Annotated in this window: 11 protein-coding genes and 1 pseudogene; 9 read left to right on the plus strand and 3 right to left on the minus strand. The window is 60.8% G+C overall.

Features of this window, described 5'->3' with window-relative positions:
* From WBB85_RS05160 to dtd, 5 genes and pseudogenes are all read left to right on the plus strand, one after another.
* A pseudogene (locus tag WBB85_RS05160) lies at window positions 1-288 on the plus strand (hypothetical protein); the annotation flags it as partial.
* A gap of 112 nt (window positions 289-400) precedes the next feature.
* A complete protein-coding gene (locus tag WBB85_RS05165) occupies window positions 401-583 on the plus strand; it encodes a hypothetical protein (protein WP_432637559.1) in 183 nt (60 codons plus the stop codon).
* A 6-nt stretch (window positions 584-589) separates the two neighbouring features.
* Window positions 590-1,543 carry a DUF2927 domain-containing protein gene (locus WBB85_RS05170; protein ID WP_432637560.1) on the plus strand — a complete coding sequence of 318 codons (954 nt, stop codon included), beginning with the start codon at window positions 590-592 and terminating at the stop codon, window positions 1,541-1,543.
* Window positions 1,544-1,658: 115 nt separating this feature from the next.
* On the plus strand, window positions 1,659-2,582 hold the full coding sequence (locus WBB85_RS05175) for a carbohydrate kinase family protein (protein WP_432637561.1): 924 nt from the start codon (window positions 1,659-1,661) through the stop codon (window positions 2,580-2,582).
* A 1-nt stretch (window position 2,583) separates the two neighbouring features.
* Window positions 2,584-3,021 (plus strand): D-aminoacyl-tRNA deacylase, encoded by a 438-nt coding sequence (dtd, locus tag WBB85_RS05180; protein WP_432637562.1) that lies wholly within the window; start codon window positions 2,584-2,586, stop codon window positions 3,019-3,021.
* Between the two features lie 285 nt (window positions 3,022-3,306).
* Here dtd and WBB85_RS05185 read toward each other — a convergent pair whose 3' ends face one another.
* Together WBB85_RS05185 and WBB85_RS05190 are read right to left on the minus strand one after the other, a co-directional pair.
* Entirely contained in the window at window positions 3,307-4,230 is a 924-nt protein-coding gene (locus WBB85_RS05185) for a DMT family transporter (RefSeq protein ID WP_432637563.1), read from the minus strand.
* A 105-nt stretch (window positions 4,231-4,335) separates the two neighbouring features.
* Window positions 4,336-5,766: a Glu/Leu/Phe/Val family dehydrogenase gene (locus WBB85_RS05190; protein ID WP_432637564.1), complete on the minus strand. Its 1,431-nt coding sequence runs from the start codon at window positions 5,764-5,766 to the stop codon at window positions 4,336-4,338.
* 437 nt (window positions 5,767-6,203) lie between these two features.
* On the opposite strand from WBB85_RS05190, the gene WBB85_RS05195 reads away from it, so the two are divergent.
* Genes WBB85_RS05195 through WBB85_RS05205 form a run of 3 tightly spaced genes read left to right on the plus strand, consistent with a single transcriptional unit; the run spans window position 6,204 to window position 9,065 of the window.
* Entirely contained in the window at window positions 6,204-7,847 is a 1,644-nt protein-coding gene (locus WBB85_RS05195; RefSeq protein WP_432637565.1) for a pilus assembly protein TadG-related protein, read from the plus strand.
* 11 nt (window positions 7,848-7,858) lie between these two features.
* Window positions 7,859-8,404, plus strand: a complete 546-nt coding sequence (locus WBB85_RS05200) for a TadE/TadG family type IV pilus assembly protein (RefSeq protein WP_432637566.1) — start codon at window positions 7,859-7,861, stop codon at window positions 8,402-8,404.
* A 1-nt stretch (window position 8,405) separates the two neighbouring features.
* On the plus strand, window positions 8,406-9,065 hold the full coding sequence (locus tag WBB85_RS05205) for a TadE/TadG family type IV pilus assembly protein (protein WP_432637567.1): 660 nt from the start codon (window positions 8,406-8,408) through the stop codon (window positions 9,063-9,065).
* Window positions 9,066-9,163: 98 nt separating this feature from the next.
* Here the strand turns inward: WBB85_RS05205 and WBB85_RS05210 are convergent, their stop codons facing one another.
* Window positions 9,164-9,655 carry a hypothetical protein gene (locus tag WBB85_RS05210; protein ID WP_432637568.1) on the minus strand — a complete coding sequence of 164 codons (492 nt, stop codon included), beginning with the start codon at window positions 9,653-9,655 and terminating at the stop codon, window positions 9,164-9,166.
* A gap of 125 nt (window positions 9,656-9,780) precedes the next feature.
* Here WBB85_RS05210 and WBB85_RS05215 point away from each other — a divergent pair, with 125 nt between their 5' ends.
* On the plus strand, window positions 9,781-10,692 hold the full coding sequence (locus WBB85_RS05215) for a pirin family protein (RefSeq protein WP_432637569.1): 912 nt from the start codon (window positions 9,781-9,783) through the stop codon (window positions 10,690-10,692).
* Window positions 10,693-10,786: the final 94 nt, after the last annotated feature.

The following is a 10,786-nucleotide window of genomic DNA, read 5'->3' on the forward strand; positions in this document are numbered from 1 at the left end:
GAGCGGGGCGAGCGCAAATTCTCCAAGCCGCGTGCAGAGGGTGAGCGGGGTGAGCGCAAGTTCTCCAAACCGCGCGCCGAGGGAGAACGGGCTGAGCGCAAGTTCTCCAAACCGCGCAGTGGCTCGGGCCCGGCAGAGCGTGGTGGTGAACGTAAATTCTCCAAACCCCGCGATGGCGCTCCTTCGGGTGCAAGGGGGGGAAAACCTGCCCCCCGGACCGAAGGTGGCAAAGGGCGCGACCGGCCAAAGTCCGGGGCACCACGCAAGGGGCCTGCCGGGCGCAAGTGATCCCCTGCAACAGATGCGGATATTCGTTCGCCTGATCGCAGGAAGACCCGTCAGGGGCTTGGCGCGCCGCGTCAGCCGTGCCAGTCTGGCACCATGCGGTGGGGGCACCGGCATGGCAGCGCAGGACGCGGCAAGATTAAGCTTTGTTGTTTGCTGTCAGGACGATCCCTCACTCGCAAAGACGCAGGACGATGACAATTCCGGCGCGGCGAAGCGACAAGACAATCGCCGCGCGAAACTGATGGAGGCCGGTCTGATCATCCCCGCCACCGACGCGGTCGGCTTAGAAGTCTGACTGACCATGGCACCGCGCTTTTTCCAGATTGGGCTGACCGCCGCCGTCGTGAGCATCGCTCTTGGCGGATGTGTCACAACCGGTATCGCCCCGGCATCTACGCCAGGCCGGTCACCCGCCGCTCTTCCGGCAGCCCCGGTTGTGACACCTCCCACGCCGGAAAGCCTTGCTGAACGCATCTACTATCAGCGGGTCGAGGCGAATTACCGCGCCCAGGACCTCTTGCGTGGCGATGACGGGGCGGCGGACGCCCCCTTTGACGCCCGTGATCTGGCCGAGAACTTCCTGCGCATTGCCTTTTATGACGAGTTCACCGAACGCGACGGCGTTCTGGTCGAGGAAGCCAGCGAAAACCGCCTGCATCGCTGGCAGCAACCGGTCAGGCTGAGTGTGGAGTTCGGCCCCTCGGTTCCTCTCGAACAACGCGCCGCCGATCAGGCCGCGATTGCGACCTATGCCGCACGGCTGTCGCGCCTGACGGGCCTGCCGATCCGCCTCAGTGGCTGGCGGCCCAACCATGTCGTCCTGATTGTCAATGAGGGTGAACGTAGCGGCCTTTCCGACCGCGTCCTCGCCTTTGCACCGGAGGTGTCGCAGGCAGCTCTCGACACCGTCACACAGATGCGGCCCGACACCTATTGCACGGTCTTTTCCTTCACGCCCGGCACCAGCCCGGCCTATTCCGGCGCGCTGACGATCATCCGCGGCGAATTGCCCGACCGGCTGCGCCTTTCGTGCATCCATGAAGAACTTGCGCAAAGTCTGGGCCTGATCGCCGATCACCCGCATGCACGCCCCTCGATCTTCAACGACAATGAGGAATTCGCCCTGCTGACGAAGCAGGACGAATTGATGCTGCGCATGCTCTATGACCAGCGTCTGCGCCCCGGCATGACCCTGGCCGAGGCGCGGCCCATCGTCGAGGTCATGGCGGCGGAGCATCTGCCTGGCGAAAGCTGAGGCGGCCGGACCGCTCTGCCAAGCCTTGATACCCGCGACCTTGGGCGTTGATACAAAAGGCGGTCTCGGCTATGAGGACATATGTTTACGCTAACATGACCTGTGAGGGCCCCGGATGATCCTGAGCTGTGGCGAGGCGCTGATCGATATGCTGCCCCGAAAGACAGGGGCGGGCGAGGAGGCATTCGCCCCCTATCCCGGCGGCGCGGTCTTCAACACCGCCATCGCGCTTGGCCGCCTTGGCGCGCCGTCTGCCTTTCTCTCGGGGATATCGACCGACCTCTTCGGTGCCGTTCTGACCGGGGCGCTGGCCGCGTCCGGGGTCGATACGTCCCTCGCCATCCGATCGGCCCGACCGACGACGCTGGCTTTCGTCCGGCTGGTGAACGGACAGGCAAGTTACGCATTCTATGACCAGAACACTGCAGGGCGGATGCTGACCGCCGCCGACCTGCCTGCCCTGCCAGCAACGGCACAGGCCCTGTTCTTCGGCGGGATCAGTCTTGTCGGTGAGCCCTGCGGCAGTGCCTATGAAGCGCTGATGGCGCGTGAGGCAGCAGCACGGGTTACCATGCTCGACCCCAATATCCGCCCCGGTTTCATCACCGAAGAACCGGCCTATCGCGCGCGGATCGGACGGATGCTGGCGCTGTCGGATATCGTGAAACTGTCGGATGAGGACCTGTACTGGCTGGAAGGCAAGGGGGAGCTTGCCGATCTGGCCATGCGGCTGTTGGCGCGCGGCCCCAAAGTGGTCTTCGTGACCGAAGGCGCGACGGGCGCACATGCCTTCACCGGGCGTCACCAGTGCTTCGTGCCTGCCCGGACCGTGACGGTGGCTGATACGGTCGGCGCGGGCGATACGTTCAATGCGGGCCTTCTTGCCGCCCTGCACCGTGACGGCCTGTTTACGAAACCCGCCCTGTCGGATCTGACGCCCGAGGCAATGACAGCCGCCCTCATGCTTGGTTGCGCGGCCGCCGCTGTCACGGTATCGCGGGCCGGGGCCAATCCGCCCTGGGCAGCAGAGATCGTTTGATATGCGGGCACTTGTTCAACGAGTCAGTGAGGCGCGCGTGAGCGTCGCCGGGCGGATGACCGGAGAGATCGGCGCAGGCCTGATGATCCTTGTCTGCGCCATACAGGGCGATACCGATGCGCAGGCCGACCAGCTCGCCGCGAAGATCGCCAAACTGCGCATCTTCAAGGACGAGGCAGGCAAGATGAACCGCTCGCTTCTCGATACAGGTGGCGCTGCGCTTGTGGTCAGCCAGTTCACCCTTGCCGCCGACACATCGCGTGGCAACCGGCCCGGATTTTCCACCGCCGCAGCACCGGAGGAGGGCGAAAGACTCTATCACTATTTCTCGGGCCGTTTGCGGGCACTCGGCATCGAGGTCGGCAATGGCGAATTCGGTGCCGACATGGATGTGCGCCTTGTCAATCAGGGGCCGGTGACAATCTGGCTGGAAACCTGAGCCCGCGCGGCGAGCCGTGGGTTGGGATGCACCCTTACCAGACCTTGGCGGTTGTCCCCTTTCGCCCGGGAACAAGCCGAAGGCGCCGGGCGAGCGCCTGCCCGTCCCGGCGGGCTGGCGCTTTTGCGGCTGAGCGCTTCGCATCAGGTTGGAGAGGCTTTGCGACTATAAATCGCCCTGAATGACGGTCGCTGCGCCACCCCACGGGCAGGCGCCCGCTCGGCTCGCGGTGTGACTAGGGCAACGGCTGCAATGTCCCGATTGCAGACCGACGCGGCCTCACACCTAGCCTTGCGGCGTCATTGCCCGGCGCTGGCGGTCCCGTTCGAGGCCAAGCTGGCGCTCACGCCAGATGATCAGTATACCGGCCAAGACAACCAGCGTCGCGCCGCCAAGCACGATGCGCGTCGGCACCTCGTCAAAGATTGCATAGCCGACGCCGAGCGCCAGCAGCATTGAGGCATATTCGAACGGCGCCACAACCGAAGCATCGGCATGGCGATAGGCCGAGGTCAGAAGAACCTGCCCAAGGCCGCCGAAAACACCTGCCGCCATCAGCATCGCCGCACTTGCCGGGTCGGGCATTGTCCAGCCGAAAGGCAGTGAGATCAGCGACAGAAGCGCTGAATTGACCGAAAAGTAGAAGACGATGGCGCTGACCTTTTCCTCGGCCACCAATCGGCGGACAAAGACCTGCGCGAGTGCGGCAAAGACCGCGCCGACAAGAACAACGATTGCGCCGAGCGCTTCGGTCGCACCGAGTTCGCCCGCCGACAAGGCTGTCAGGCGGGGTGAAAGGATGATCAGCACGCCCGCCATGCCAAGGGCCACGGAAAAGATGCGGAACACCCGTACATTCTCGCCCAGAAACATCGCTGCAAAGACAACCGTCAGAAGCGGCGCGGCATAGCCGATCGCCGTGACCTCGGGCAGCGGCAGCAGCCCGAGCCCGGCAAACCCGAACCCCATCGCCACGGTCCCCATCAGCCCGCGCCAGAAATGGCCCAGCGGATTGCTTGTGGCGAGCCCGGTTTTCAGCCCGCGCGTTGCAATCAGCCAGATCAGGATCACCGGGATCGCAAAGGCCGAGCGGAAAAACACCGCCTCGCCCGGCGGCACGGCGTCAGAGGCCGCCTTGATCAGGCTGGCCATCGTCATGAACATGGCGACCGAGCAGAGTTTGAGCGTGATACCGCGCAGCGGGTTCATTGGCGCCCCCTTCGCAGTTCTAAAAGCGCGCTAACGCACCGAACGCAAGCCGAAAGACGGCGCGAATGCAAACGGCCGCCCCGAAGGGCGGCCGTGCAATGCGGGTCAGAGCCCTTTGGAACGGTAACTCTTGGCCACGCGGTCGATGGCGACGATATAGGCCGCCATCCGCATGTCCGTTACATCGTTACGGCTGTGCCAGACCTCGCTGATCGACTGATAAGCCGCGCGCATCGTATCGTCGAGGCCAGAGCGCACCAGCTCCAGCTCGCCCGCGCCGCGCAGATACTGATCCTTGAAGCCGGGCGACAGAGTCCAGCCAAGCCCCTTGTCCGAGGACAGCCGTTCCAGTTCGTCAATCAGAAGCTGGTGGCGGCTTTCTTCCTGACGCCGCTGCATGCGACCGAAACGGATGTGGGACAGGTTCTTGACCCATTCGAAATAAGACACGGTCACACCACCTGCGTTGGCGTACATGTCGGGAATGATCAGCGTTCCTTTGTTGCGCAAAATCTCGTCCGCGCCGGCCGTCACCGGGCCGTTCGCGGCCTCGATGATCAAGGACGCCTTGATGTTTTCGGCGTTCGAAAGGTTGATGACCCCCTCCATCGCTGCCGGAACAAGAATGTCGCACGGCTCTTCCAGCACCTTGGCACCGTCCTCGACATAGGTGCCTTCCGGACAGCCCTTCACGCCGCCATTGGCGGCGATCCAGTCGCGCACCGCCTGAACGTTCATGCCCTTGTCGTTCACCAGCGCGCCGTCGCGTTCCAGAATACCGGTGATCAGCGCACCGTCTTCGGTCGAAAGGAAAAGGGCTGCGTGGTAGCCCACATTACCAAGGCCCTGAACGATCACGCGCTTGCCATCGAGTTTGCCCGACATCCCTGCGGCCTCCATATCCTTCGGATGACGGAAGAATTCGCGCAGGGCATATTGCACACCGCGCCCCGTCGCCTCGACCCGGCCGGCGATACCACCTGCGTTCAGCGGCTTGCCGGTGACACAGGCGGCGCCGTTGATGTCGGTCGTGTTCATGCGCTTGTACTGGTCGACGATCCAGGCCATCTCACGCTCGCCCGTGCCCATGTCGGGGGCGGGCACGTTCTGGGCCGGGTTGATCAGGTCGCGCTTGATCAATTCATAGGCGAAGCGGCGGGTGATCAGCTCCATCTCATGCTCTTCCCATTCGCGCGGGTCGATGCAGAGACCACCCTTGGAGCCGCCGAAGGGCGTTTCCACAAGGGCGCATTTGTAGGTCATCAGCGCTGCCAGCGCCTCGACCTCATCCTGGTTCACCGATGTGGCGAAACGGATACCGCCCTTCACAGGTTCCATATGTTCGGAATGGACCGAACGATAACCGGTGAAGGTGTGAATGGCGCCCCGCAGGCGCACACCGAACCGGACCGTATAGGTCGAGTTGCAGACACGGATCTTTTCCTCCAGCCCCGGCGACAGGTCCATGACCCCGACCGCGCGGTTGAACATAAGATCCACGGATTGCCGAAAGCTCGGTTCCCCTTTGAAGGCCATAGATATACTCCCTGTCTGGCCGACGCCCAATCGGATGGGTCGAAAGCGCATTGCCGCAATCTCGCGGCGTTGATCATCACTTGCAGTCTTGTGAACCTGTGATCGTTTTATTTTGCTTAACAGAGAAGCACTGAAAGGCAAGATAGAAGCGTGTCAGCGGGCGGCCATATCCGGGACCGAGGCGGCGCATTGTGAGGTCTCGCGTGGGTTGTAAAGCGAGTGATTCCAATGTTTCACAGACCGCCATTGTTCGCCAGAAGGACACGATAGGCAGAGAATTGCCATTATAAGCCATCAAGAGACATCCAATACACCCCCCTGCCCCATTTTTGCCACAAGTCGTACCCTAGTTTTGCCGCAACATGTATAGATATAGGCTGCTGTGCGAGGCGTGTCTGCCGCCCCCGCACAAGGATCTACCTGGGAAAGGGTGCATTATGACAATGCTGGCTCGGATGGGCGACAAGACGCGTTTCAACAAGGGCGCCGTTTATGCGGCACTTTCCAGGTTCCGCCGGGAAGAGGATGGTTCGCTCATCGTCTTCGGCCTGTTCTGCTTCATCATCATGCTGCTGCTCGCAGGTGTTTCCTTGGACGTCATGCGGTTTGAAGAGCGGCGGACGATCCTGCAGGCGACCATCGACCGGGCAGCACTTGCCTCTGCCGACCTTCAGCAAACGCTTGATCCGAAAGACGTGGTCAAGGATTATTTCCGCAAGGCCGGTTTGGAACCGCCCGCAGATGACGACATCGTCGTGACGGAAGGGTCGTTCGGCGAATCCCGCCGCGTGAAGATCAGCGCCTCGGAACAGATGCCGACCTGGTTCATGCGAATGGTGGGGGTCAATGATCTCAAAGCCCCGGCTGCCTCGACAGCCGAAGAAAGCGTCGGGCAGATTGAGATCTCGCTGATCCTCGACGTTTCCGGATCGATGGGGAGAAACTCGCGCCTCGTGAACCTCAAGCCTGCGGCGAAAAACTTCGTCGACCAAATGTTCAAATCAGCCGAGCCGGGCAAGATTTCGATTTCCATCGTTCCATATTCAACCCAAGTCTCGATGGATGCCGAACTGGCCAGCTATTTCAATCTGAGCGGTGAACACAATTCTTCCCGCTGCATTGAATTCGAAGATAGCCTGGGTGATTTCTCAACCACGGCTGTTCAATTCGGAAACACCGTGACCGACCGCACGTACCAGCGAAACGGCCACTTCGACCCGTTCTACCGAAACAGCTATACCCGTCTGTTGAACTGCATTGACCAATCCTATGCAGAGATTCTTCCGTTCTCGGGTGATAGCAATGCACTGAAAGCGAAGATCGACAGCCTTGAGGCAAACGGGAACACATCCATCGATATCGGAATGAAATGGGGGGCCGCGCTGCTCGACCCTTCCATGCAGGATGTCGTGGATGGAATGATTGCCGATGGCAGCCTGCCGAGTGAATTCAGCGACCGCCCCTATGCGTTCGATGACAATCAGACGCTGAAGATCATCGTGTTGATGACGGACGGCCAGAATACAACCGAATACCGGCTGGAGGACGATTTCGCATCGGGTGACAGCCGCCTTTATACCAACACCTGGTATCAGGCGAACTATCCCGACAGCAAGAACCAGTACAGCTACTACGACCCAAACCGGTCAGGAAACAAGTACTACTCATTCCGGACAGATTCCTGGCGGTCCCAGCCCTATGGCGATGCCAGCGGCGACAACGGTGACGCGGTCAGAATGACCTGGCCCCAGGTCTGGAATGACATGACCATCCGGTATTTCTCTGACGATATCGTCTATGACGCTACGAACTCTTCCTCGCAGCGCAACTACTTCCGCAATGCTCCCTATAATGGCTATTGGTCGGCCAAGGATAGTCTGACCAAATCGATGTGCAACGCGGCGAAGACGCAGGACGTCAAGATCTACTCGATCGCGTTCGAGGCCCCCTCTAGTGGCCAGACCTTGCTGCGCGATTGTGCAAGCTCTGACGCCAACTACTACAACGTGGCTGGTCTCGACATTGAATCCGCCTTTTCGGGCATCGCAAACTCGATCAACAAACTGAGGCTGACCCACTGATGAGACGCCCCATGACAGCGATGCGCGCCTGGTTCTGGCGAAAGACGCAGGAAGAGGATGGATCGGCGACCATTCCGTTCGTCATCTTCCTTCCCTTCTTCATGACCCTCGTCATGTCCTCGCTGGAAATCGGCATGGTCATGCTGCGTCAGGTCATGCTGGAACGCGCGCTCGATCTGTCGGTGCGCGATCTGCGGCTTGACCTCTGGGATGGGGATTACGACGAGTTCAAGGATCTCATCTGCAGCCGCGCTTCGGTTATCCCCGATTGCCGCAACGCCATCGCGGTAGAGCTTCGCCCCGTCAGCACCGTCACGTGGGAACCGCTCACCTCGGGCCCGACCTGCGTCAATCGCGCGGAAGACGTCGAGGGCGAGGACCTGCCCGAATTCACCCCAGGTGAGGGCGATGAGATCATGCTGATACGCGCCTGCTCAAAGTTCGATCCGATTTTTCCGACAACCGGGCTTGGCCTGCATCTGCCGAAAGACAATACGGGGGCTTACGCATTGATATCCACCACGGCATTCGTGAACGAGCCGGAATTGGGGAGCTGACATGTCGCTTTATTCCCGCCTGAAACTGCGCACGAGAGATTTCGCCTCGGACACGGACGGCAACATGGCCGTCGAAGGCCTTCTGGCGTCGACGATCCTGATCTGGTGGTATGTCGCCTCCTTCCAGTTCTTCGACACGTTCCGGCAAAAGAACACGAACCTGAAGGCTGCCTATACGATTGCCGACCTGACCTCACGTCAGACCAATGCGATCAACGCCGACTTCATCGAGGGTTTGAATACTCTGTTCGACTATCTGACCACATCCGACGAACCGACTTGGATTCGGATCTCCAGCGTTCTGTGGGATGAGGATGAAGACCGTTACGATATCGCCTGGTCTTACGCCACCGGTGAAGCCGAAGGCCATTCGACCGAGAGCATTCAGCTCAAGGCAAACAGGATACCTGTTATGCCCGCGGGCGATACGGTCATTCTGGTCGAGACCTATATGCATTTCGATCCGCGCTTCAATGTCGGCATCGATGAACGCTGGCTTACAACATTCATCGCCACCCGCCCGCGTTTTGCCGCCTGCGTTCCCTTCGACAAGGAAGATGGGTCAACGCCGGCCTGCATCTATGACAGCGCTGTGGATCCAGACGGGGAAGTCCACAACGACGACATTCCGGTGCTGCCCGACGACGACGATACCACATAGAATCAAGTTTCGATCGTCAGGAGCTAGTCGAACCGGCATATACCAATGCCGGTTCTTTTTTTCTGATCGGGTCACCGCTCAACCAATAGACGGTGGCGTCATTGATCATCCCGTGACATCAACCGGGCAGCGATCATATCCGCCATCTGCCGCCCTTCAGCGCCCGAGATCACCCCCCCTACCCCGATACGCCGCCCAAGGCGCCACCACAGGCCCGGTTGCCATGCCCGCGGCATAGGCGCCTTAAGGCGAAGAACAAAGCCGTTCGAAGGTTTGAACGCAAAGACACCGCGCTCCACTTTATCGATATCGGCCAAGGCTGCCAGAAGGGTGCCCTCGGTATCGCGCAGGCCCGTCGCGGACAGGACCAGCCCGCGCGATGTGGCGTTATACATGCGAACGCACCCCGCAAGCGCCACCATTCCAAACAGGATCAACATGAGCTGGAGCGGAAACGATGCAGGTGGGCGCAGGAAGGCGAGCAGTATCAGCAACAGTCCAAGGCAGCCCATGACCCCGACGGCGAAGACCCGGCGGGGCGCGGATGGCGTGATACTGGCAAGACGCGTTGATTGCCCCTGATCGATCATTCGTCCCTCACGGTTACGTCGTTTGTGTGCCCCGGCACAGACAGTGTTCACCCGAACACCGCTTCTGAGGTGATGCCCCGCACTTTCCGCCCTATATATACAGGCGAAGCGCAGGAGAAACCCGAATGTCGATCCGCCCTATCCTTGAAACCCGCACCGCCCGCCCCACGATGGAGGGGGCCGGTGTCCATCTGCACCGTGCCTTTGGCTTTCAGGACCCGACCGAACTCGACCCATTCCTGTTGTTTGACGATTTCCGCAATGAACGACCCGAGGATTATCTGCGCGGTTTTCCCTGGCACCCCCATCGCGGGATCGAGACAATCACGTATGTGCTGGCGGGAACCGTCGAACATGGCGACAGCCTTGGCAATACCGGACGGCTTGGCGCGGGCGATGTACAGTGGATGACGGCGGGGTCCGGCATCATGCATCAGGAAATGCCCCAAGGGAACGCAAAGGGCCAGATGCACGGCTTTCAGCTTTGGGCCAACCTGCCGTCGTCCCTGAAAATGACCGCGCCGCGTTATCAGGACGTGAAATCACCCGACATTCCCGAAGTGACCGACGATGACGGCACCACGGTGCGGGTGATCGTGGGATCATTCTGGGGCAAATCCGGACCCGTCGACGGCATCGCCGCTGATCCGCAATACCTTGATATCTTCGTCCCCGCAGGCGTGAAAAAGACCTTCAAGGTAGATACCTATCGCCGCGCCTTTGCCTATGTGTTCGACGGCTCTGGCCGGTTCGCCGATGCGTCACGCCCCCAAGGCGTATTGCTGGAAAAGGAAGTGATGGGGGAAGAGGTCAATATCCGCGACATGTCGGGCAACCGCACGCTGATCCGTTTCGGAACGGGCGATGAGGTCACGGTTCAGGCCGGCGATCACGGCATCCGCTTTCTGCTCATCTCCGGCGCGCCGCTTGAGGAACCCGTGGCCTGGCACGGGCCGATCGTGATGAACACGCGGGCCGAGCTTATGCAGGCGATGGCCGACCTGAAAAACGGTACCTTTATCCGACCTGCTCACTGACGGGCACCGCCCTGGCGTCGGCCCAGAAAGCCGCAAGCGCGGCATTCACCGCCTTTGGCTGTTCGACGGTCGAGGAATGTCCGGCACCAGCGAT

It is taken from the genome of Albidovulum sp., assembly GCF_049646345.1.
GTDB lineage: Bacteria > Pseudomonadota > Alphaproteobacteria > Rhodobacterales > Rhodobacteraceae > Albidovulum.